A 23396-nucleotide genomic window follows, 5' to 3' on the forward strand; every position below is an offset into this window, starting at 1 on the left:
CGGCAAGAGTGTGGCATCGACCTGGAACGCTGGTCCACGCCGGTTCGGTCCGGCTTGGCCCGTGCGCGGCTACCTCCGACGAGTTTCGCGGTCGTCATCGTCGGCGCCGGCTACGGCACAGCGGTCTGCGTCCGGACCGGGCCACAACCGGAACTGATCACCACCGACGACCTGCCCGCGGTGGCCGGTATCGCCCGAGCGTTGATGAGCTGGCTGTCATGCCCCGTCGCCTTCTCCAACCGGGAGTTGCTCAGGGCTTCAGTCTTCGTCGGTGGCGGAGTTCTCGACTCGTCTGGTGACTGCGGAGGGGCCTGGATGCCAGACGCCCGGGATCATGGCTTCGTTCCCGTATCCGAAGGTGATGGCGTAGATGCTGCCCCAGTTGGCATGCTCGGGGGGCTCGGGAAGGCTGTTGTCAGCGATGAGCAGCTGTAGCGCTCTGGTGGGCGCTGTGGCCGCAGCGTCGGCAATGGTGATGAGGCGTTCATAGATGCGCTGGCTGAGTTCCACGTCGCTGGGGCTTTGACCGATGGCATTCTGCGGAGAGTCGATCATGAGGAATGACGGGACCGTGATGGCGTTGTCGTCCAGGGCCACGGTGATCAGTGCGAGGCAGTAGGCGACGTGTACGGCGGTGGCTACGCCTCCGCCGGAGGCCTGCATTTCTTCGAAGACTGATCCATTGACTCGCGGCAGATAGTCGTCTGTGTGGATGTAGGCCTCTTGGACGCCGGGAACACCGATCATGCTGATTTCGCGTTGGAATGCCTCGTTGAACTTCGCGACTCGGGCTCGGGCTTCGGTCATCGAGTGCTTACGTTGCCTGATGTCGGCTCGGACCGCTTTGCGGTCGTCTTCTGCGGTGCGTAGCCGCGTTTCGAGGTCCTTGAACCGTTCCCGGGCGTTGGTCATCTCGTCGAGTCGGCCGAGCCGGGCGAGTAACGTGGCGTGCTGCCCGCTGAGCGCGGCGGTCTGGGTGAGCAGGGGGGCCGCGCGGTCGCGGGTGATCGCGTCGATGCGCTGACGGACGGCGTGTAGGTGCAGTCGCGCCGTGCGCGCCAGGTCGGCTGCTCGGTCCGCTGCTGCCTGGTCTGCGGCGAGCAGGGCCCGGGTCTCGTCGATCTGTGTTTGCAGACGGTTGCGGGTTTCGTCGTCGGTGGGTGCGGCGGCGAGGCTGGGTGGGTCGGGCTGGAGGCAGACGTGACAGTGGTCCTCGGGGACCGGGCGGTCGTTGAGGCCTTGCAGGCAGCGGGGACACACAGTGAACTCGAGCGCGCCGAGGATGCGAGCTGCGACGTGTGACTGCTGGGCTCGGAGGTGGTCGAGTTCCAGTTGGGCGAGTACGGATTTGCGAGCGGCGACGGCGTCGGCACGGCGTGCTGCGTCGAGGTGCAGGTCACGTTCGTTGGCGGCGGCGCGATCGATTTCGGTGTAGAGAGCGTCGGCGGAGGTGCCGGTGGCGGCTGATCCGGCGGTGAGGTTGTCGAGTTCGGTTCGGATTGCGGCGAGTCGGGTGAGGGTGTTGCGTCGTTCCTGGTCGATGGGTTCTTGTTCGGGTGTCTGCATCTGTTCCAGGAAGGTGCGTACGGCGGCGACTTCGGCTTTGTAGTTGGTGATGTCGGTAGTGAGTTGTCCTTCGCGGCGTTCGAGGGCCACGAGTTCGGCGTCGTTGAGGCCGAACATGAACTCGAAAAGAGCGCGGCGGGCGCGGTCTTTGTAGGTCTCGGTGTGGCCGGCGATGGCGCGGTCGATGTCGACGGCTTCGACGTAGAGGTAGGCCATCAGGTTTTGGAAGGTGATGGCTACGGTGTCGGCGGTGGCGCCGCGACGGCGGGTGGGGATTCGTTCGCGGGGGATTTCGAGCAGTTCGAGCAGGCGGTCGGAGATGGTTTCCGCGCCGTCGCGGCTCTTGACGGGTAGGACTTCTTCGGTGTCGTGGGTGTAGGGGTCGAGTATCTCGACGTTGCCGCTGGGGTCGGGGACGCTGCGGGCGAGGGCGAGGCGGGTGTTCTCGATCTGGAGGTCGAGGATCACTCGGATCACGTTGGCGCGAACGGCGGGAGTGAGCGCGGCTCGGCCCCCGGTGGCGTGTTTGAGGAGCATCAGCAGGCTTGACTTGCCGGAGCCGACGGGCCCGATCAGCGCGGTCAGTGGCCGGTCGAAGGTGAAGGTGCGGCTGGTGGCAGCGGTGAAGACCTCGATGGACAGCACGCGCATGCGTTTGCTCATGCGTTGTCCTTGAGGAGGTCCTTCTCCATGCGCCGGATTGCCGGGCGCAGGAGCTGGTCGAGACGGGCTGCCGTTATGTCGAGCTGCTGGTGCAGGAACTCGGCGCGGTCCTTGGTTCTCGTCCATTCCGTTGCGGCGGCGAGTTCGGTGGCTGCTGCGCGGCCGGCGGATGTGGCGATGACTTCGAGGGTTCGGCCGGGGACCTCGCGGATGAGCTGTTTCCCGAGCAGGGCTCCGATGATGAGGGTGTAGCGGTCGGTCCAGGGGCCGTAGCGGGAGCCTGCGAAGGCAATGTCGGTGGCGTGACGTTCGGCGGGGACGGTGGCCGCCGATGGCGGCCAGGTGGGGTGCCCGTCGATGTTCATGAATTCCAGGATGGGCGGGAAACGCAGGAGGAAGTCAAGGCGTGACAAACGTGCCAGACTGCGCAGGCCTCGAGTGCGGCCGGAGAAAGCGACGATGAGCAGCAGGACGCGGGCTTGGTGGAATACCGCTTCGGCAGCGATGGCCTGCCCGGCCGCTCGTTGGCGGCGGGCCAGTAGTCGTGCTCGTGCGTCGCGGTCAGGCATGGCCGGCGCCGCCTGGTGTGCCGGGTGGCATGAAGTCGAAGGTGCATTCTTCGCTGAGTTCGAAGGCGACGCCGAGCGCGTGTTGGTCGTTGATTCGCAGCGGCGGCGTGTCCCGGAACGCGGAGACTCGGATGTTGTCGCGCAGGTGACGGAAGAATGCCGGTCCGTAAGGTGTGGTGCCGGCTTGCGCGACTTCGTCCTGAGCGTTGAGGACTTGCTCGAGGACTTCGGTTTCGATCTGGAAGACGACGGCTGCGTCGCCGGGTAGGTCCGGCAGGCGGGAGCGCCGGGTGGTGTACCAGGCTGAGCGCCATCGTTCGGCGAGGTGGTGGGCGCTGGCGGGCAGGTGGGCGTCGGTCATCTTGCGGTGCAGTTGGGCGCCGCCCGGTGCTGGGAGAGGGGACTCCCCGGGCGGGAAGAGCGGAATGTCGGCTCCGCTGAAGGTCACGGTCTCAAGGCGGCGCTGGTCGAGCAGGCGGGCGGCGAGACGTTCTTCGCGTTCGATGCCGACTGGCCACATGGCTGTGTCGATGAGTTGCTGGGCAAGGTCGAGTCGTCGTTTGCCGAATGATCGGGCGGTTTTTTCGACAAGGGCGACGATGCCTTCGTGATAGAGCTGCCCTTCGCGGGTGCCCCACCCTCTGTTCTGGTGCAGGGGAAGCAGTTTGTCGATGATCGTGCTGGCCGCTATGTCATCGCGGTGGGGCACTGCCACGAAGGTGAGCAGGGTGATGAACCTTTGGACCGCAGCCACCAAGGCGTCGCCGTCCGGGAGATGTTCGGGGCGGGCAGGTGGCTTGAGTTTGGGGATGGATGGCATCCGTTTGTGCTGCGCGACCATGAGGAACTGTCTGGTCAGCTTCTTGGCCCACATGAGCAGACCTTCGGTAGACCGCTGACGACTGTCGCAAAGTTGCGACAGCTCCGCGGTTTGGCCCTGGCCTTGAGTCAGGCCGGCGTTGCTGACATGCAGGACGCGGATGGTGCGGCCGGAGGCGCTGACGGCAAGCCATCGGTCGAAGAGATGGGTGAGGCCACCGTCGTCGCAGAGTTCGGCGACGGACCAGGTGCCGCGGTTGCGTCCGCGGTGTTTGACGGATGCGAGGTCGAGGCTGCCGTCAGCAAGCACGACGACGAAGTCTTCGTGGTGCTCGCAGACCACCGCGAGTGGGCCGTGGGGCTCGAATAGCGCATAGCACCATCGGGCGATGACCTCGCACTGGAACCGGAAGTTTGCTTGGGCTTCAGCACCATCATCCTCGGGTGCGTCCGCGATGTCTTGCATGAGCGGTAGCGCGTCCTGCTGACTGCCCAAGCTGGCCTCCCCAGAGATTGGACAGCGCAGAGTAGCCTCCCGGCTCCGCTGCGCTGCCACTCTTAGTACCGGACGAAGGTCTATCTCGTAAAGGGCGGCCTTGGATCTTCGATCCGGTGGGACAGATCGATATCCCGGAGGGCGACGAGACTCGCCCCAACCGCACGAGCAGAGTCACCCGATCGATGGATATCGTGGTCCGCGCCTGTCGCGGTAACGGTCATCACATCGAGTGATAGCCCCCGATCGAGGTACACGGGAAACCTGAATCCGAGAAACGCTCGGGTCATGGCACATTTGACGAAGCGAGGCGCATCGTTCTGTTTGCGGTGGCGGTTCGCGGGTCTGCAGCCATGCTGCACGTTCCGCGGCCCGTCGGACGTGAAAGCGATTGCCGCCAAGCAGTACATCGAAGCCCAGCATCATCAGGTCACCGCGAGTCAGGTGTACGCGGCGATCGATCCGGATTCGCGTAAAGCGCCGCATCGGGAGCCGACGCCGTTGCTGCGGGACTGGATCGAGACGTGGGTGGCGCAGAAGGTCGACGTCTCCCCCGGCACGCATGCCGAGTACGCGCGCCTGCTGCGGCGGCGCGTCGTGCGGGATCTGGGTGATCTGCGTGTCGGTGACATCACCCGTCATGAGCACCTGGATCCGTGGAAGGCGGCGCTGTCGCGGGAGTTGATGCCGGCCGGGGTGGTCAAGCACTGGCAGGTGCTGAGCCAGGTGATGCGTGATGCGGTCCCCCACCTGCGGCCGGACAACCCGATGGAGCGTCCGCGCGGGCGGCGCGGTAACGGGCTGCCCCGCCCGGTCGCGTATCCGGTGTGTCTGCTCACCGGTGAGGAGGCCGGCATCCTCGTCACCGCGTGCCGGGAGCCGGCCAAGCCGCTGGTGCTGGCCGCGCTCGGAACCGGGATGCGGCTGGGCGAGTTGCTCGGGCTGCGGGTCAGGGATGTCCGCCTCGACACGAGTGGTGCGGCGGTTCATGTGGTGCAGGCGTTGCTGCGTGACGGCAGTTTCGGGCCGGTGAAGACCCGGCTGTCGCGGCGCACGATCCTGCTGGCGCCGAGCACGGCCGAGTTGTTCGCCGGACTGACCTGCGAGAAACGGCCTGACGAGTTGGTGTTTACCGCTCCGGACGGCGGACCGTGGGACGCCAACAACTTGCGCCGGCGCTACTGGCAGACCGCGGTGATCGCGGCGCAGCGCTGCCCGGAGCATCCGCCAGCGGATTGGGTGAGCCGGCTGTCGGTGTCGACGTGCCGCTGTCGGGGCCGCCTGCATGGCAGTCCGCGGTTCCATGATCTGCGGCACTCGCATGTGGCGTACCTGATCGCCGCCGGCTGGGACTTCTACATGATCCAGCTCCGGCTCGGGCACGCGTCCATCAGGACCACCTTCGACACGTACGGGCACTTGCTGCCGCATGGGGAATCCGACCGGCTGGAGTGGCTGGACGAACAGTTACCGCCTTCGGGCGGCCCACGCTGAGCAGTATCGATCGCTTCGAGCCGACGTCATGGCGACGGCACGGCCACGATCGTCACGCTGAAGGATCGTCGCCACGGATGGCGGTTCTGACCCGCGAACTTCGCCCACGAGAGCGTGCTCTCGCGTGGTCAGTGCCGCCACTGTGTCGGGGTGGGGAGGGTGAGTGCCGGAATTCCGGCGCCGTGTCCGCTACGGACTGCCCTTGGTAGAGGCAGCTCGGAGCCGCCGTGCTCGGGCTCACCAGACCAGGTCGTTGATCTCTCGGGTGAACAGCTCGGCCATTTCGAAGAGTTCGCGGAGTCCTCCGGCAGTTGGTCCGTGATCTCGGTCGAATTGGAAGACATCTGGCAGTGGCCGCGGAGGTGAGGCTGGCGCTTTCGGTGCTTCTCATGGCCTACCAGGGTGCCCGGCACAGTACACCGATGATGATCTTGATAGGTGAGCCCGCCAAGGCTCTTCGCCTGGAGGGTTTATTCAACCCGACGGCCGGCAGGTTCGTTGTTCGCATCGCCGGAGAAGACCCGCGGCCGCTGGCTTTCCCCGCAGCACGGGCGGCGCTGGCGGGTACGCCGCGTGATGTCGCGGTGTGGCACACGATGGGCGCGATGTAAGTGTCGAGGTCTCGCATTCCCGTCGGGAGTTGGGGTGTCATCCGTCATGTCGAGCTGGGTCCGGGCAGGTGGCGGGCATGGGCGACGTTCCGGGACACCGACGAGGTGGCTCGTGTCGTGCAGGCGCACGAGAGCAGCCGGCAGCGGGCGGAGATCCGGCTGATCGCCAAGCTCGGCGACCGCGCCCAGCACGAACTCACTGCCGCGACGCGGGTGAGCAGCCTGGCTGATCTATGGCTCGAAGAGCTCCGGCTTGAGCAGCGCATCCTGGCGCAGACCGTCGACCGTTATACCGGGTGCCTGCGTCAAACGGTCCTGCCGGCGTTCGGTGATCTCTTGATCGACGAGCTGACGGTGGGCCGGCTGGATCGGTTCCTCAAGGTGCTGGCCAAGAGCAAGCCGTCGCAGGCACGTAATGCGAAGGTGGTGCTGAAGCAGATGCTGTCGATGGCGGTCCGGCACGGCGCGATTCCGGCGAATCCCGTGCGTGAAGTCGGGCAGCTTCCCCGCGCCCGGCAGCCAATCAGTGTGCTCTCGCTCGACGAGCTGGACAGGATTCGAGCGGCTATCGAGAGCCGGCAGCGTTGACGGGCCGCTGGGCCGCGCAGGAGCGGCGATCTGGCCGACATCGTCGAGTTGCTGGTCGCTACCGGCGCTCGGATCGGCGAGATCCTGGCGTTGCGGTGGCAGGACATCGACCTTGACGACGACCGTCCGACCGCGACGATCAGCGGGACGATCGTCTTCGTCAAGGGACAGGGCTTCTCGCGGCAGGATCGGACGAAGACCGACGCAGGCTTCCGGACCGTGATCTTGCCCGAGTTCGCCGTTAACGTGTTGTGGCGGCGCTTCAACGACCGTGAGCACCCGGAACGTGGCGTTCACCGCCTCGACGCCGTCTTCAAGAGCCGCAACGATACGTGGCTGTCGCCTTACAACGTCGGCCGGCAGTGGCGTGAAGTACGCGAAAGCGCCGAGTTGAATGTGGTGACGCTGCATACGTTCCGCAAGACGGTGGCGACGGTGTTGAGCGATGCCGGCAAGACCAGGGAGGCGTCACGCCAGCTGGGGCATGCCAATGAAGAGGTGACCAAGGCGTACTACATCGCCAAGCCCAGGCTCGCCCCGGACGTCACCGACGTGCTGGGCACGCTCGGGCCACGCCGTAGATAGACCGGCCTGCGGATCCTGCGGCAGGTTGGCACCGGCGGCGCCCGGCCCCGCTGTGGCGTTACCGGCGCCGGCCTGCCCCCAGACGCTTGTCAGGCTGAGTCGCTGGTCGCTGGTCCTGCAGGCCCACGCTGAGCGGCTCGTGACGTGCCGGGCCGATGGCGAGCACCGCGGTCGTATCGGCTCCGCGGCTGTCGAGCAATCCTTTTCCGCCTTGCTGACGTGGCTGGCTGCGGTGATTCGGCTCAATCCACTGGCCGCCGCGCGGCCTTATCTGGCCTACGAGCCCGAACTGATGGGGTACTTCCGTGACCTCGCGCAACGCGTCCTGCAGCGGTTGGAGCGGCACGAACAGGGTTCAGCCGGCGAGCGATCCGTTGGCGCGTGACAGCGCGGCGGCGGCCATCGTCCGGTCCGTCCGCTCGGAGCGATGACTCGCGGCGAGGCTACGGCGGAACTCGTCGACGCCCGCGCTGCCGGCGGTGGCCCGCCTGCAGTTGATGCCGTCAGGGACGCCAGTGCCGGGCTGGTGCTGCCGTGCTCGGCCCAGCGCAGTATCGCCAACGGTGCCTCGCCGGCATCGTCGGAAGAGTGCTGGCGATTGGTCGTGCTTACAGGTTGCTGCCGATGCGGCATACACCGCCTGATTTAGATCAATTAGGAAGTTCTACATGGCGTCGTGCGGGTTCGCCACCGCTGGTCCGACCACTACGCTGGGCTATCTCGTGTGGTTCCTTCGCCGCCCGGTAACCCTGGAGCAGGGGGCAGAGGCGGGGCTTGTTGCGGCATGCTTACTGGCCCGTTCGGCAATCATCGGTGACCGCGCCGAGGCCGATGATCCGCCCCTCACAGAGAAGCACGCACAGTAACAAATAGCCAGAGCGATTCTTTGAGCACTAACGGATAGCTCTTAGCACAAATGTACTGATCTTGGTTTGAGGGTGAACTCGGCACGTGTTCCACGTACCGTGCAATCGCGTTACGATGAGCGACCGCGGGAAAAGTGGATCGTTTGGGGTGCCGGGCGATGATTCCTCTCAGCGCGTTCCTGTTGGAACAAACGTTCGATCCGATCGCCGCTTTGGCGGATGTTCCCGATGATCCGGAGCCGCAATTGGCGTACTGGAGCAACGGGAAGTGGGATGCCATGTCGTGGTCTGATCGGCACGATGTGAGTGCCGCGCAGGCCGGAGACATTTTCGTCGTCGCGGTTGGCCGGGAGCGGTCGGCCCCGAGCTGGCAGGAACTTCTCAGCCGAGAGGTGCCGCACCTCGTGTTCAGCGAGCCGCCCATGTCTTACGGTGTCATTGCGTTCTGTGCCATCGAGGACAGCATCGACAGCCAGTTGCTGCGCTGGATAGCGTGGTGTTTCGGCAGCGGTTCGCGTCTTCTGCTGCGGTCGTCGCAAGATCCTCGATTCGGACTGAAAATTGCGCTTAACGTCCTCGGTTCGGATGAGACAAACCGAAATGACAACGGCCGTATATCCCGACGTACGCGGCTCGGTCTCAAGGTACGTGAGATGGGGTTCAGGACGACGGCGCCGTATTTCCAGTCCGCACGTCATCGCGCGGCCCGGAGCATTCCGACGGATGGTTTCCGGATGGATCGGGCAAGTGATCTGCTCGCCTCGGTCGGAGGCCGGGCGCAGCAGGCGATGCTGGCCGGCTCTGTGGCCGGTGCACGGAGCCTGCGCTTCCGCAAGAGTCTGTCGTCGCTGGGCGAGTTGACGGCGCTGTCGGCGACGCTCGTGCGGTGGTCGCGGTCGACGTCATATGCCCAGGCGCTGCCGTGGGTGGACAACATCCAGTTGGTGGAGGACGACGATCTGATCGCTGAGCTTCACGAGCACCTGATCGAGCAGCTGAGGACCGACCCGTTGCCGGCGACGGTTGATGCGCTTCTGCCCGATGATCTGCTCGACGTCGAAGACGAGCGTGCGATCCGGTGCATCCTGTTTCCCAGGGAACGCCGTGACAACGCCAGCCGGCTCAACCTGACCATCGAGACGATCGCGCGCCGGATCTGCCGTAGTGGTGATCCGGTTGCTGAACTTGCGACCGAGCTGCGGTTCCTCGACGACTACGACGAGGTGATCGGGAAGGTGCGGTTGCTCGACTGCATCTGTGCCGACCTGACGATCGGGGATCAGCAGTACCTCGCTTACGACGGTGACTTCTACAAGGTCGACCGCACCTTCGCCGAGAGGATCGACACTGAGTTACGGCAGTTGGAGACCTCTGCCATTGCTTTTCCGGCGTACAAGGGCGTCACCGAGCCGCAGTACATCGCGCTGATCGGGGATCAATACGCTGACCGGTTCGTGGTCCTCGACCGGGAACTGATCCACCTCGACGGCGAGAGCGGTGTGGAGGCCAGCGACCTGGTCGCAGCGTCCGGCGCGCTGATCCATCTCAAACGTAAGGGCAAGTCGTCGACGTTGAGTCACTTGTTCCTGCAAGCGGCGAACAGCTGTGAGTTACTGCGCCGCAACGTCGAGGCCCGCCGTATCTTCGCAGACCTGGTCCTGCAGAAGGCCCAGACCGCTGTTCTGGCGCACCAGATCGCGCAGGTGCACAACGCTCAGATGGAGGGTCGCGGGTTGGAGGTCGTCTTCGGTTTCCTCGGCGACTGGCGTGGCCGCACCATCACCAGCTTTCCGCTGTTCTCCCGTATCAGCCTCGTCTACGAGTCCCGTAAGGTCGCGAATCTGGGATTCAAGCCCACGATCGCGCTCATCGGCGATCCCGGCGGTCAGCCCACGTCCAGGGTTCCGGCGATACGGCAACGAACCGGCAGTGCGGGCGGCGTCCCTGCACAGACGCTGTCTTCGGCTGACAATCGCGCCGCCAGACCGGTACGGCAATAGATCAGGGGACGATGACCGGCCGGCGGGAACCCTGCCGCTCCTGCGCGTCGAGCAGTGGTGGGACCCGATGGACACTCACCTCAGAGCCGAGGTACGGACATTTCGGCTGCCCCCGCATCTCGCATAAGCAACTCACCGTTGCTTCGCGCCGCCCGCCGCCTTAGTGTGTGACCTCGATCACTTGAAACCTTTCATTCAAGGAGCGGCATGTCTCCGAATCGAAATAGGCGTCAGCTACCACAGTGCGGTAGAGCGGTGCTCGCGACCGCTGCTTTGATGGCGTCCGCCGTCCTCGTCGCCAGCGGGCCGGGCGCTCAAGCCGCAGCTGTATCGACCCCCCAGGCTTTCGGCCGTACTGCCCCGCTGTCGGCGGATACCTTCGCGGCGCCCCCGATGAGCGTGAAACCGATGTACCGCTGGTGGATGCCGCTTGCCTACACCGACGACAACGAACTGCGCCGAGAACTCCGCGACATCGCAGCCGGCGGGGCCGGCGGTGTCGAGGTGTCGCCGTTCATCGTTCCGGGCGCCGGTAACCAGACGAACGCCTTTCTGGCGCAGTACGGCTGGGGTACCCCTTCGTGGGCGCACAAGATGGAGGTCATCACCGACGAGGCCGCCGACTTGGGGCTCACCGTCGACCAGAACCTCGGCCCTGCCTACCCCCCGACCGTGCCGACGCTGAACAGCTTCAACCAGCCGCAGGCAGAGCAGCAGCTGATCTTCGGGCGGGAGTTCAACGACGCGGGCAGCACCCGTACCGGGGTGCTGCCCGCCCCCGTGTCGGCGCCGCCGTCGGTGACAACGAAGCTCTGTGGCCCCGCGGCTGCCGGTGACCGAGTCCTGCGCGTACAGACTCTCGGGGGGTTCGCGGCCGGCGACACCATCACCGTCGGCACCGGCTCCTCCGCCGAGAAGGTGACCGTCATCGGCCTCGGAGACCGAACAGCCGACTGCGGCACCCTCACGATCTCCCCAGTGGCGGCCGCTCATGCGATCGCCGCAACCGTGGTCGACGTGGCGCGCACCAACCGCATCAAGACACTCGTCGCGCAGTGCACGACTGCATGCGCCGCCGGTGGCTCCGGGCCGGTGTCGCTCGACCAGTCGTCCGTAGCGGATGTGACCGGCCGGGTGTCCGGCGGCGGTGGACTCACCTACACCTTCCCCGCGGGCAACGGGAACCCGTGGGTTGTCATCGACCTGCTCCAGACGGCCTCGGGGCTCATCGCGCAGAGCGGCGGCTACACGGCGACGCAGCCGAACTACGTGGTCGACCACTGGAGCCGCGGCGGCGTACAGATCCAGACGAGGTTCTGGGACGACAAGGTTCTTACCCGCGAGGTTCGACGCAATCTTGAGCGCATCGGCGGTGGGGCGATTTTCGAGGATTCCCTCGAGCTCGGAAGCTCTCAGAAGTGGACGTGGGATTTCCTGCGGTCGTTCGAGAAGCTGCGCGGCTACGACCCGACGCTGCTGCTGCCGGCCCTCGCCGGAGCAGGCCTGCAGGGGACCGGGACGCCGGCTTTCGAACTGGTGGGCGTCGGCCCTCAGCTTCGTGAGGATTACCGTCAGACGCTCAGCGATCTGTACACCACCGAGTACGTCGCTGCGATGCAGCGCTGGGCACAGAGCCACGGCCTGCAGTTCCGGGTCCAGTCGTACGGTACTCCGATCGCGTCCGGGGACGCGGCCGCGGCCGCCGGTATCGCCGAGGGCGAGTCCCTCAACTTCGGTAGCCCGAACCCGGTCGGCGCCGAGCAGGACTATCGCGTCCTCGCCGGTGGTGCTCATGCCGCCGGAAAGAACATCATCTCGACCGAGTGCTGCGCGGCGTTCTTCGGCAACTACCGCTCCAGCGTGGCCGGTCCGAACATCGGCGGCCAATACGGTCAGGGCGGTGACGAGACCCAGGTCGGCGGTAAGTACTCCCAAGGGCTGCTCGACAGCATCAACAAGGCCTACGCCGGCGGTGTGAACCAGCTCGTCTGGCACGGATATCCCTATCGGGACGCGCCCGCCGGGGTCGGCGCGGCCGGCCGTGACGGATCATGGCCCGGCTACCACCCGTGGGACATCTTCGGTGTCCTCAACGTCAATGACGAGTTCGGTCCGCGGCAGGCCAATTGGCCCGACTACGCCGCGATCAACGCCTCCCTGGCTCGTACGCAGTTGGTCTTGCGCCAGGGGCGCAGTGTGTCGGATCTGGCCGTCTACTACGAGGACCTCGGACTTGCCGGCAGCAGCGTCGGCGCCCAGCAGCCCACGCAGCACCTTCTTGGGACAGACTCCGCGACATCGAGCGCCGGCTACACCTACGAGTACCTGACGCCGGGAATCCTCAACGATCTGTCCGCCCGCGACTTCGGCTACCGCGCCCTGGTGCTCAACAACCAGAAGACGATGGCGGTTGCTGACGTCAGGCGGCTGCTCGCGTTGGCGAAGAAGGGTCTGCGGATCTTCGTGGTCGGTGCCGCGCCGAGCACCACCACCGGAGCAGATCCCGACCGTGCCCAGCTCCCCAGGGCCGTCGCCGACCTGCTCGCGCAGCGCACGGTGACCCAGGTCGCCCAGGAGATCAGTCTGCCTGCCGTGCTCGCGGCCGCCGGGATCCGGCCGGCTGTCACTCCGACGGAGCCGACCGCGGCACTCGGGCTCGTGCGCCGGGCGGCGCACAACGCCACCTATGACTACGTGTACAACCGGTCGGCGAGCACGGTCGTCACCGAGCTGACCCTGACCGGGAGCGGCACGCCCTACCTGCTCGACACGTGGACCGGCAAGATCACCGCAGTGGGCGGGTACACGAGCACCCGGACCGGCGTCACGGTGCGCGTGCGGATCCCGGCGTACGACAAGGTCATCCTCGCGCTCGCCGCTCCATCGGCCCGACTGGGCGCCGCTCCCGGGGTGCATGCGCTGACCAGCACCGGCGAGATCTTCGCGGCCGGCGCCGGCCCCGTGACGGTCCGCGCCGACCGCAACGGCCGGTACACGACCAAACTGAGTGACGGGACCACCCGGGACACCGATGTCACCGGGTTGACCCCCAGCCAGGCGCTGAACTCCTGGAACCTGCGGGCGCAGACCTGGACGCCGGGCGAGAACCAGTACACGACAGTGAAGACCGACCAGCCGAGTGTCGCGCTGACCGCCGACGCGGACGGCAGACTGCCGTCCTGGCGGGAGATCACCGGGGCGGTCGACCTCAGCCGGTCCTCCGGTATCGGTACCTACACCGCGACGGTCGAACTGCCGGCCACCTGGCGAAGCACCGACGGCGCCTACCTAGCCCTCGGCGACGCCCTGGACACCGTCACGGTCACCGTCAACGGGATTCCCGTCGCGGTCAACCAGTCCGACCGCGGCCGGATCGATCTGTGCCGGTTGCTGCGGCCGGGTACCAACACGATCGCCGTGCGGGTGGCGACGACGATGTTCAACGCGGTCCGCACGACCGGGGACAGCAACTATCAGACGCCGGACTGGCAGCGCGCCGGCCTGCTGGGTCCGGTCGTGCTGACGCCGTACCGGGATACGGTGCTACGGCCATAGTTGCCCGGCGAACCGTGGGCGCCGGACCCGCGAGGGTCACGGCGCCCACGGTTCGTCAGGTCGATGAGTGCCGGATCGCCGGCAGCCATATCGTGTCGACGAACTGCGCGAGGTCGTCGCTCGTCGGTGCCCGGCGGGTATGGGTGAACTCCCACATCACGACGGCATGGCCGATGTTGAGCGCCAGCGAAGACGGCGATCCGGTGACCTCGCCGCGGGTGCGTGCCTGCTCGATCAACTCACCGACAGCCGCTACCAGGATCTTGCCGCTGAAGACACTGGCATGGTGACTCGGGTCGCCTTCGATGGCGATCCCGCGGGAGGCGTCACCGAACGGCCCTCGCATGAACCGGGTCATGTCCTGCAGAATCGTCAGCAGGTCGGTGCGCAGATCGCCGCGGGATTCCAGGGTGCCCAGAGCTGTCGCCTGCGCTCGGGCCAGCAGAGCCTGAGCCAGCTCGACACGCCCACTCCACCGCCGGTAGATCACCGACTTCGCGGCACCGGATCGCGTCGCAACGCCCTCGACGGTGAAGCCGGACCACCCACGTTCGGCCAATTCGGACCAGGCGGCTTCCAGGATCGCCTCCTCGAGTACCAGCCCGCGACGGCGCGTCTGCTTGTCCCCCATGTCCCGGTCCGGCACGGCGCCGATTCTCCCATCGCGGGTAGAACCGCCACTCATCGCCTCGGCCCGGCTTGCGGAACTTCGCAGTGCAACACATGGCAACCCTTTGCCCGACAGTTCCGGCGAACTGGACGCTGGGTACATGACAACGGATCAACTTGGTTCGGCCTTGATCGCTGATCCGCGGTGGCCCGCGGTCCGGGCATGGCCCGTTGACGAGTCACTAGTGGATCCGGCGCCCGCGCAGGCTGCGGTCGGCATCTGCTGGATTGACACGTGAGTAGCCCCGCCGACGTTCTGGTGGTCGGCGCTTCCGCGGCGGGACTCTCCACCCTGGCCAGCCTGCGGCGGCGTGGGTACACGGGACCGGTGACCGTGCTCGGCGCGGAGCGACATCCGCCGTACGATCGCCCGCCCCTGTCGAAGCAAATCCTCTCCGGCGCCTGGGAGCCGGCCCGATCCCATCTGCGTCCCGGAGAAGCGCTGTCCACGCTTGATGCGACGTTCCTGCTCGACGATCCCGCCGTGACGCTCGACACCGCCGAACGGCGCGTCGTGACTGCTTCGGGGCGAAGTCTGAGCGCCGAGGCGATCGTTCTGGCGACGGGTGCTCAGCCGCGGACGTTGCCGGGACAGGCCACCACCAGCGGAGCACACGTTCTGCGAACCCTCGATGACGCCCTGGCGTTGCGCGCGGAGCTTGCGGGCGTGCGGCAGGTGGCCATCGTGGGTGACGGGGTGCTCGGCACGGAGGTGGCGGCCACCGCGCGGGAGATGGGTCACGAGGTCACCCTGGTCGGGCCGCAGACGACGCCGATGGCCGCGCAGCTGGGTCCGCTGGTCGGCCGGCTCCTCGGCGAGTTGCATACCGGTCGCGGGGTTCGGATGCGGTCCGGCGCCGCGGTCAGCGCGCTGACATCCGAGTCGGCCCGGTTGACGGGAGTGCGCCTGGAGTCCGGTGAGGTTCTGCCGGCGGATGTGGCCGTCGTCGCCTTCGGTGCGGCTCCGGCGACCGGCTGGCTGGCCGGCAGCGGCCTCGTTCTCGACGACGGCGTTGTCTGCGACGCGCGATGCCGGGCGGCCGACGGCATCTACGCCGTCGGAGATGTGTGCCGCTGGTACCACGAAACGCTGGCGGCGACGGTACGGCTGGAGAACCGGACCAACGCCGGCGAACAGGCCGACCTGGTGGCGGCGAACATTCTCGGCGCTGAGGCGGCATACACTCCGGTGCCCTATTTCTGGACCGACCAGTTCGGCATCAAGATCCAGGTGTACGGGACACCGGCACCCGACGCGGACGTGACCGTCCTCGACGGTGATCTGGCCGGTGGCCGTTTCGTCGTGCTCTATCAGCGGAACGGCGAGCCCGAAGCGGTCCTCGGCTGGAACATGCCCAAACAGACCCGCCTGCACCGGCAGCTTCTCGGCCCCGGGCACAGCGTGCACACCCCAGCCGCCCTTACCTGAACGACGCCGTGCACAGCAGGGCGCGCCACCCTGGAAAGGAAACCATGACCACAGCTTTCTCCGACGGCACCACGACACCGGCGGCGGAACCCGAATTCCCCATGCCCCGCGCCGCTGGATGCCCCTTCGACCCCGCACCCGGCCTCAAGGACCTTCAGCAGCAAGGACCCCTGGCGCGACGTAGGATCTGGGACGGGTCCACTCCCTGGGTGGTCACCCGCTACGACGACCAGCGGCGCCTGCTCGCCGACCCTCGGGTCAGCGCCGACGCGAGCCGTCCCGGCTACCCCAGCCCGACCCGCAGCGCCGATCAGGGCAACGCGTCGTTCGGGTTCATCCTGATGGACGATCCCGAACACGCCCGGCTGCGGCGCATGGTCACCGCCCCGTTCATGGTGAAACGGATCGAGGCGATGCGCCCGGCGGTGCAGCGCATCGTCGACACGCTGATCGACGACATGCTCGCCGGGCCGAAGCCGGTCGACCTGGTCGAGTCGTTCGCGTTGCCGGTGCCGTCTCTGGTGATCTCGGACCTGCTCGGTGTGCCCTACGACGACCACGGCTTCTTCCAGCAGAACAGCAAAGACCTGATCAGCCTCGCGGTCACACCGCAACAGCGGGGCGCCGCCTTCAAGGCACTCTACGAATACCTGCACGCCCTCATCGAGCAGAAGATCGCCGAACCGGCCGGGGATGTGCTGTCGGGTCTGGTGCCGCGGATAGCCGCAGGTGAGCTCACCCGTTCCGATGCCGCCGGCATCGCGACACTGCTGCTGCTGGCCGGGCACGAGACGACGGCGAACATGATCGCCCTCGGCACCGTGGCCCTGCTGGAACACCCCGACCAGCTCGCCCGGATCCGCGACGCCGGCGACCCGAAGGTCGTCGCCTCCGCAGTGGAAGAACTGCTGCGCTACCTCAACATCACGCACAACGGCCGTAGCCGGGTCGCCACCGCCGACATCGAGATCAACGGGCAGACGATCCGTGCCGGTGACGGCATCCTGATGCCTACCGAGATCGGCAACCGGGATCCGGCGGTCTTCACCGATCCGGACCGGCTGGACGTCGACCGGGACGCCCGGCACCACATCGCCTTCGGCTTCGGCGTGCATCAGTGTCTCGGACAGCCGCTCGCGCGGATGGAGCTGCAGGTCGTCTTCGGCACCCTCTACCGCCGGATTCCGGGCCTTCGCCTGGCCACCCCGGTGGACGAGATCCCGTTCAAGCACGACGGCGCGGTCTACGGCGTCTACGAACTGCCCGTCACCTGGTAGCCCGACGGCACCGGCACATCGAGAGAAGAGGAACTCATGAAGGTCGTTCTCGACCAGGAGAAGTGTGTAGCGTCCGGCCAGTGCGTCGTCGCCGCCGAAGACGTGTTCGATCAGCGGGATGAGGACGGCATCGCCGTTCTGCTGGATGCGCAACCGCCCGCCGCGCTGGCCGGTGATGTGCATCAGGCTGCTGCGGTCTGTCCCGCGCTGGCGATCACCATCCAGGACGACTGAACACCATGCCGACAGTGGCGTGGCCGGGGTCGTCCCGGCCACGCCACTGTCGGGCGTCGATGTCAGCGCACGGACTTGATACGGGTGAAAACGATCAGCCCGCCGATCAGCGCGAGGACCGCACCGGTCAGGTAGAGCAGGGTGTAGTTCTTCTCGCCGCCGCTGGCGCCGATGGCGATGATGAACGGGGCCAGCAGGGGCGCTATGGCGCTGGGCAGCTTGTGCGCGAACTGGACCACGGCGATGTAGCGGCCGGCCTCCTCGCGGCTGGGCAGCACGGCCAGCACGATCGCCTGGTCGACGGCGCTGAAGAAGGCGATGGCCAGCTGCATGAGCACCGATCCGATGAGCAGCATGGGGAACGAGTAGGCGAACGCTTCGACGACCGCGCCGACGACGAAGAACAGTGAGCCGATGAGGGCGAACAGCCGCCGGCGCCGCAGTTTGTCGGAGAGGTAGCCACCGCCGAGCGCTCCGGCGGCCGCGGCGAGGACACCGATCACGCCGATCAGGGCGACGGTGCCGGCCACCTCCCGCACGGGCAGGTCGAGTCGCTGGGCGTAGAAGAAGGTGCTGAACGTGGTGTTGAAGTAGAGGCCCATGAAGAAGGTGAGGCGGCCCAGCCAGTTCCACCCGAAGTCGGGGTGTTTGCGGGGGTCGAAGACGTAGCTGGACAGCAGGCTGCGTGCCGACACCGGGGCGGGGGCGGGCAGGGAACGGCTGTCCGGTTCCTTGCCCGCGACGAGGAAACCGGCGAGCAGGGCCGCGCCGATCAGGCCGGGCAGGACGAAGACGAGGAACGTGCTGCCGCTGACCAGCGATGTCACGCCGACACCGAGGATCGGGGCGATCTGGCCGGTCAGGCCGGTGAAGCCGGAGATTCTGCCCCGTTGCTCCTCCGGGATGCGGTCGGCCTGCATGCTGAGGATGAGCTGCGAGACGGTGGCCCAGCCGAGCATCGCCAGGATCCAGGCGGCGCCCACGAGCAGCAGGGTTGGTGCGACCGCGATGGCGACCAGGGCGGCCAGGCCGAGTACCGCGCCGGCGAGCATGAGGGGCCGGCGGCGGCCGAACCGGCTGCGGGTCCGGTCACTCCATACACCGACCAGCGGGCTGAGGATCAGGAACACGGCCTGGGCCGTGCCGGTGACGTAGCCGAGGACCTCTTCTCGCCCGGGGGCCAGTTCGTCGATACGGACCGCGAGGGAGAACGCGATCGGCACGATGAAGGCCATGGAGACGCCGAAGTTGGCGGCCATCATCCAGAAGATGTAGCGGCCGCTGACCTTGGTCAGCGGCTGCGGCTCGTCGACGCCGGCGGGTCCGCTGGGTGCTGATTCCACGGTCATCCTTTGATCAACTCCTGCATCTTGCTGGTGATGAGGCGTGCGGCCCGCTGCGGGCTCAGGCGGTACATCCGGTCCATCAGCCGGGCGTCCCGGCCGACCAGTACGCGGTAGGCATTGGCCTCGACCCCGTCGAGGATCTCGCGGGCGGCGCGCTGGGGTGTGGTGATGGTGTGGTTTGCGGCTGTGGAGTCACCGCCGGCCCCGGGGAGTGCCACGCCGGAGTTGGCGGAGATGTTGGTGGCCACAGCTCCGGGGAAGGCCACGGTGACGTGGACGTTCGTGCCGGCGCATTCAGCGTGCAGGCCTTCGGTGAGCAGTTTGACCGCTGCTTTGGAGGCCCCGTAGATGATCTGTCCGGGCACGGGCAGGAAACCGCCCATGCTGGAGATGTTGACCAGGTGGGCCTCGGGCCGGTCGTGCAGCACGGGCAGGAACGTCTTGGCCAGGTGCAGTGTGCCTTGCCAGTTGACGGCGAAGACCCGGTCGATCGCGTCGTAGTCGAGATCGGTGAGCGTGACGAATGGCTGGATGATGCCGGCGCAGTGCACCAGAGCATCGGCGGGACCACCGTGCTCGGCTTCCACCTTCGCGGGTAGTTCCTGCACGGCGGCGCGGTCGGTGATGTCGGCGACGTGCGTGGACAGGTGGCCGTCGGCGAGCCGGGCGGTGTCGGCCAGGGTGTCCGGGTTGAGGTCGACGGCGGCGACCCGTGCTCCGCGGCGTACCGCTTCGAGCGCGACCTCTCGGCCGATGCCACTGCCGGCACCGGTGACCACCACCGTCTTGGCGGCTATTTTCATATGTGTCTCCTGCGATTTCAGAGCTTGAAGACGTGCGTGGGCTGCTTGGTCACCAGGCTGGTGAGAATGTCGTGGGCCTCGTCCTCGTCGAGCCGGTGGGCGGCTACGAGTTCGGCGAGGTGGCCGGCGTCGAGGCGGCGGGCCATGTCGTGGCGGGCCGGGACGGAGCAGAACGCTCTGGTGTCGTCGATGAAGCCGGACAGCCGGGAGAAGCCGGCGATCTCGGTGACCGCCTGCTGGAATCCGCGGATGGCGGACGGGTTGTCGAGGAACCACCACGGCGCGCCGGCGTACACCGAGGGGTAGAACCCGGCGAGCGGGGCGATCTCCCGGCTGTAGACGCTGGCGTCGGTCGTGAATAGCACGAGGTGGAAACCCGGGTGGGTGCCGTACCGGGCCAGCAGCGGCTGCAGCGCCCGGGTGAACTCGACGGTGGTGGGGATGTCGTGGCCGGTGTCGGCGCCGAACGCGGCGAGAGTGGGCGGGTGGTGGTTGCGGCGGATGGCCGGGTGCAGGGTCATGACCAGGCCGTCGTCGCAGGACATGCGGGCCATCTCGAAGATCATGTGGCGGCGGAATGCGGTCGCCTCGGCTGCGGTGATCTCGCCGGTCAATGCCCTGCGATAGAGGCCGGCGGCATCGTCGGCGGGTTCGGCGACCGCGTCGGCGTGGCTGTGGTCGGTGGACACCGCCCCGTGCGCCCGGAATACCCGCCGCCGATGCTCGAGGGCGGCGAGGAAGCCGGGATAGGAGCCGGTGTCGAGGTCGGCGGCTTCCCCGAGTTCCTTCACGGCGGCGATCCAGTCGGGGCGGGCCGGCTCCAGGAAGCGGTCGGGCCGGAACGTCGGGACGATGCGCGTGGTCAGGTCCGGGGCGGCGGCCAGCGTGGCGTGCGCATCGAGGGAGTCGGCGGGGTCGTCGGTGGTCGCCAGAAAGTCGATCTTGAAGTGGTCGAGCAGCGCCCGGGGGCGGTGGCTGTCGCGAGTCAGCACGGTGGCGATCTGGTCGTAGATGGCGTCGGCGGTGGCCACGCTGGGCCGGCGGGTGATTCCGAAGACCTCGGAGAGCTCGGTCTCCAGCCAGTACCGCACAGGGGTGCCGGCCAGCAACCGCCAGTTGGCGCAGAGCAGCCGCCACGCCGCGCGGGCCTGCGGTTCGGGCAGTGGTCCCTGCCCGACGCCGAGGTCGCTGAGCGGCACACCGCCGGCATGCAACAGCCGGGTCACATAGTGGTCGGGCTGCAGGAACAGGGCGGTGGGGTCGGTGAACGGGGTGTTCTCGGCGAGGATGCGGGGGTCGACGTGGCCGTGCGGGGAGATGATCGGCAGGTCGCGGACCGTCTGGTAGAGACGCCGCGCGATCGACCGGGCCGGCTCCGCGGCGGGCAGCAGCCGGTCGGGGTGCGGGTTCAGGGTGGGGTCCGTTGCCATGCCGCTGAGCGTGCGGATTGTTTCGGCCGCGTGGCAAAGAGTTGCCATCTGTTGCACGGCGTTGTTGCGGCCGGACCGGTGGTGAGCGCACGGTGCGCTCATGGAGAACATCATCGGTGCCGCCGGGCAGGTCCTCACCGACGCGCAGGTACGCGCGTTCGTGCTGGCCCGCCTCGCGGACGAGGACCTCGACGGCCAGCGGGTATGCGTGATCGTGCCGGATGCCACCCGGAGCTGCCCGCTCCCGCTATTGCTGGGCGCTGTGCACGAGGCACTGCACGGTCGAGCCGCAGCGGTCACGGTCCTGATCGCGCTCGGCACGCACGCACCGATGACACCGGAACATCTGGACCGGCACCTCGGTGGCCCCTATCCGGGCTTTGAGGTGCGCAACCACGAGTGGTGGGTGCCCGAGACGCTGGTCTCGCTCGGCGGCATCACCGCCGAGCGGGTGGCGCAGCTGTCCGAGGGCCGGATGCGGCAGCCGGTCGACGTCACCCTGAACCGGGCCGTGGTGGAGCACGACGTGTGCCTGGTGATCGGGCCGGTGTTCCCGCACGAGGTGGTCGGCTTCTCCGGCGGCAACAAGTATTTCTTTCCGGGGGTCGCCGGGCAGGAGATCATCGACTTCTCGCATTGGCTGGGCGCGCTGATCAGCAGCGCCGCGATCATCGGCACCCGCGGGCTCACCCCGGTCCGGGCGCTGATCGACGAGGCCGCCGCTCTGATCCCGGCCCGCCGGCTGGCGTTGTGCCTGGTCGTGCAGTCCGGCACGGGTGCCCTGCACGCGGCGGCGTTCGGGCCGCCCGAGCAGGCGTGGGCTGCCTGCGCGGACGTTTCGGCGCAGACTCACGTCCGCTACCTGGACACGCCGGTGCGGCGGGTGCTGTCGATCATCCCGGAGAAATACGACGACATGTGGACCGGGGCGAAAGGCTTCTACAAGGTCGAGCCGATCGTCGCCGACGGCGGCCAGGTGATCATCTATGCGCCGCACATCACCCGGATCTCGCAGATGCACCCGGAGATCGAGCAGCTCGGCTACCACTGCCGCGACTACTTCGTGAAGCAGTGGGACCGATTCGCCGGCCACCACTGGGGAGTCCTCGCGCACTCCACCCACCTTCGCGGCGCCGGCACCTGGGATCCGGAACACGGTGAACGTCCCCGCGTCACCGTCACCTTCGCCACCGGCATCCCCGAGCCGGTGGTCCGGGCGGCGAACCTCGACTACCTCGATCCGGCGGCGGTCGACGTGGAGGCTCTGGCCGGCGACCCGGAGACCTTCGTGGTGCCCCAGGCCGGGGAGGTGTTGTTCCGCCTGCGGTGAGCGGTCGACGCCCGCACCACAAGCTGAGCGGGCAGGCTGACCGGCGCGTGCGAGGTCGGTCGCGCGCCGCGGGTGAGGGCCAGCAGGTTACGCACCGCGGTCTGCCCCATCGCGTGTAGCGGCGCGGCGACCGTGGTCAGGGCCGGGGTGACGAGCTCGGCGGCGAAGATGTTGTCGAAACCGACGACGCTGACGTCCTCGGGCACCCGCGCGCCGGCCACGGTCAGCGCGCGGATCAGGCCGATCGCCATCAGGTCGTTGTAGGCGATCACCGCGGAGGTGGGATGCCGGGCCAGTTCGGCGGCTGCCGCTACGCCGCCGGCCACGGTGGGCTCGTACGGGCCGATGCGGTGCGCGTGCATATCGAGTTCGTGGACGGCTTCGCGCAGCGAGCGCCAGCGGGTGCCGTCGGCCCAGGACGCTTCCGGCCCGGCCACGTAGGTGATCCGCTCATGACCGAGTTCGCCCAGGTGTTCCACGGCCCGGCGCATACCGCGAGGGTTGTCGGTGACCACGCTCGGCACATCGGCGACAGCCCGGTTGAGCACGATCACCGGCCGCTGCTTGGCGATCATCCGGATCGCCGAGTCCGACATCCGTGAGGTGGCCAGCACGATCCCATCCACCAGAGAGACGGCCCGTTCCAAGGCTTCGCGTTCCTTCGCGCCGGACTCCTGCGCGTCGGTGAGCATCATCGTGTAACCGGCCTCGGTCGCCGCCGCCTGCGCGCCGCGGATGATTTCGTTGTAGAACGGATTGGTCACGTCCGAGATGACCAGGCTGATCATCGACGTGCGGCCCGTGGGCAGGGCGCGGGCGAGTGGGTTAGTGCGGTAGCCGAGTTCCGCGGCGACCACCCGGATACGTTCGGCGGTTTCGGCGTTGACCCGGCCGGGCCGGGCGAACGCCCGCGACACCGTGGAGGAAGCGACACCCGCGGCACGGGCCACGTCGTAGATGGTCGGAGACTTCGCCGCCGCATCCGCCATGTTTCCCCCTTGTTTCCCGGGAGCGGGACGCTATCTCGCAGCGCAACATTTGGCAACCGCTTGCCAGCCTGCGGTGA

19 protein-coding genes are annotated in these 23396 nt (G+C 67.4%); 11 read left to right on the plus strand and 8 right to left on the minus strand.

The window, feature by feature from the left end:
• Window positions 1-258: 258 nt before the first annotated feature.
• Genes AB0M02_RS17855 through AB0M02_RS17865 form a run of 3 tightly spaced genes read right to left on the minus strand, consistent with a single transcriptional unit; the run spans window position 259 to window position 4113 of the window.
• Complete coding sequence (locus AB0M02_RS17855) at window positions 259-2229, minus strand: AAA family ATPase (RefSeq protein WP_364228005.1); 1971 nt, start codon at window positions 2227-2229, stop codon at window positions 259-261.
• Entirely contained in the window at window positions 2226-2798 is a 573-nt protein-coding gene (locus tag AB0M02_RS17860; RefSeq protein WP_364228007.1) for a hypothetical protein, read from the minus strand. The genes AB0M02_RS17855 and AB0M02_RS17860 overlap by 4 nt, the downstream gene beginning before the upstream one ends.
• On the minus strand, window positions 2791-4113 hold the full coding sequence (locus AB0M02_RS17865; protein WP_364228010.1) for a dsDNA nuclease domain-containing protein: 1323 nt from the start codon (window positions 4111-4113) through the stop codon (window positions 2791-2793). Before AB0M02_RS17865 ends, AB0M02_RS17860 begins: the two co-directional genes overlap by 8 nt.
• Window positions 4114-4437: 324 nt before the next feature.
• On the opposite strand from AB0M02_RS17865, the gene AB0M02_RS17870 reads away from it, so the two are divergent.
• From AB0M02_RS17870 to AB0M02_RS17900, 7 genes are all read left to right on the plus strand, one after another.
• A complete protein-coding gene (locus AB0M02_RS17870; RefSeq protein WP_364228013.1) occupies window positions 4438-5607 on the plus strand; it encodes a site-specific integrase in 1170 nt (389 codons plus the stop codon).
• Between the two features lie 389 nt (window positions 5608-5996).
• Window positions 5997-6218 (plus strand): hypothetical protein, encoded by a 222-nt coding sequence (locus AB0M02_RS17875; protein ID WP_364228016.1) that lies wholly within the window; start codon window positions 5997-5999, stop codon window positions 6216-6218.
• 117 nt (window positions 6219-6335) lie between these two features.
• Window positions 6336-6806: a hypothetical protein gene (locus AB0M02_RS17880; RefSeq protein ID WP_364228019.1), complete on the plus strand. Its 471-nt coding sequence runs from the start codon at window positions 6336-6338 to the stop codon at window positions 6804-6806.
• A 48-nt stretch (window positions 6807-6854) separates the two neighbouring features.
• The gene (locus AB0M02_RS17885) at window positions 6855-7391 is read left to right on the plus strand and encodes a site-specific integrase (RefSeq protein ID WP_364228021.1); all 537 of its coding nucleotides are present in this window, start codon (window positions 6855-6857) and stop codon (window positions 7389-7391) included.
• 211 nt (window positions 7392-7602) lie between these two features.
• Window positions 7603-7776, plus strand: coding sequence for a hypothetical protein (locus tag AB0M02_RS17890; protein ID WP_364228023.1), 174 nt, complete (start codon window positions 7603-7605; stop codon window positions 7774-7776).
• Between the two features lie 639 nt (window positions 7777-8415).
• Window positions 8416-10257, plus strand: a complete 1842-nt coding sequence (locus tag AB0M02_RS17895) for a DUF6119 family protein (RefSeq protein WP_364228026.1) — start codon at window positions 8416-8418, stop codon at window positions 10255-10257.
• 393 nt (window positions 10258-10650) lie between these two features.
• Window positions 10651-13812 (plus strand): glycosyl hydrolase, encoded by a 3162-nt coding sequence (locus AB0M02_RS17900; protein WP_364228029.1) that lies wholly within the window; start codon window positions 10651-10653, stop codon window positions 13810-13812.
• A gap of 55 nt (window positions 13813-13867) precedes the next feature.
• Here the strand turns inward: AB0M02_RS17900 and AB0M02_RS17905 are convergent, their stop codons facing one another.
• Window positions 13868-14584 (minus strand): TetR/AcrR family transcriptional regulator, encoded by a 717-nt coding sequence (locus AB0M02_RS17905; RefSeq protein WP_364228032.1) that lies wholly within the window; start codon window positions 14582-14584, stop codon window positions 13868-13870.
• Between the two features lie 132 nt (window positions 14585-14716).
• Between AB0M02_RS17905 and AB0M02_RS17910 the strand changes: the two genes are divergently transcribed.
• The 3 genes from AB0M02_RS17910 to AB0M02_RS17920 are packed head-to-tail and all read left to right on the plus strand — an operon-like array spanning window position 14717 to window position 17421.
• Complete coding sequence (locus tag AB0M02_RS17910) at window positions 14717-15910, plus strand: FAD-dependent oxidoreductase (protein ID WP_364228035.1); 1194 nt, start codon at window positions 14717-14719, stop codon at window positions 15908-15910.
• Window positions 15911-15954: 44 nt separating this feature from the next.
• Window positions 15955-17187 (plus strand): cytochrome P450, encoded by a 1233-nt coding sequence (locus tag AB0M02_RS17915; protein ID WP_364228037.1) that lies wholly within the window; start codon window positions 15955-15957, stop codon window positions 17185-17187.
• Between the two features lie 36 nt (window positions 17188-17223).
• The gene (locus AB0M02_RS17920; RefSeq protein ID WP_364228040.1) at window positions 17224-17421 is read left to right on the plus strand and encodes a ferredoxin; all 198 of its coding nucleotides are present in this window, start codon (window positions 17224-17226) and stop codon (window positions 17419-17421) included.
• Between the two features lie 62 nt (window positions 17422-17483).
• On the opposite strand, the gene AB0M02_RS17925 is transcribed toward AB0M02_RS17920, so the two are convergent.
• Genes AB0M02_RS17925 through uxaC form a run of 3 tightly spaced genes read right to left on the minus strand, consistent with a single transcriptional unit; the run spans window position 17484 to window position 21000 of the window.
• Window positions 17484-18770, minus strand: coding sequence for an MFS transporter (locus tag AB0M02_RS17925; protein ID WP_364228042.1), 1287 nt, complete (start codon window positions 18768-18770; stop codon window positions 17484-17486).
• Window positions 18767-19570 (minus strand): SDR family NAD(P)-dependent oxidoreductase, encoded by an 804-nt coding sequence (locus AB0M02_RS17930; protein ID WP_364228045.1) that lies wholly within the window; start codon window positions 19568-19570, stop codon window positions 18767-18769. The genes AB0M02_RS17925 and AB0M02_RS17930 overlap by 4 nt, the downstream gene beginning before the upstream one ends.
• Before the next feature lie 17 nt (window positions 19571-19587).
• Entirely contained in the window at window positions 19588-21000 is a 1413-nt protein-coding gene (gene uxaC, locus AB0M02_RS17935; RefSeq protein WP_364228048.1) for a glucuronate isomerase, read from the minus strand.
• A gap of 100 nt (window positions 21001-21100) precedes the next feature.
• On the opposite strand from uxaC, the gene AB0M02_RS17940 reads away from it, so the two are divergent.
• Window positions 21101-22330: a lactate racemase domain-containing protein gene (locus tag AB0M02_RS17940; protein ID WP_364228049.1), complete on the plus strand. Its 1230-nt coding sequence runs from the start codon at window positions 21101-21103 to the stop codon at window positions 22328-22330.
• Here the strand turns inward: AB0M02_RS17940 and AB0M02_RS17945 are convergent.
• Window positions 22231-23319 (minus strand): LacI family DNA-binding transcriptional regulator, encoded by a 1089-nt coding sequence (locus AB0M02_RS17945; protein WP_364228051.1) that lies wholly within the window; start codon window positions 23317-23319, stop codon window positions 22231-22233. The two genes, AB0M02_RS17940 and AB0M02_RS17945, sit on opposite strands and share 100 nt — an antisense overlap.
• Between the last annotated feature and the right edge of the window lie 77 nt (window positions 23320-23396).

Origin of the sequence: Actinoplanes sp. NPDC051861, from assembly GCF_040681145.1 — a bacterium.
Classification (GTDB): Bacteria; Actinomycetota; Actinomycetes; order Mycobacteriales; family Micromonosporaceae; genus Actinoplanes.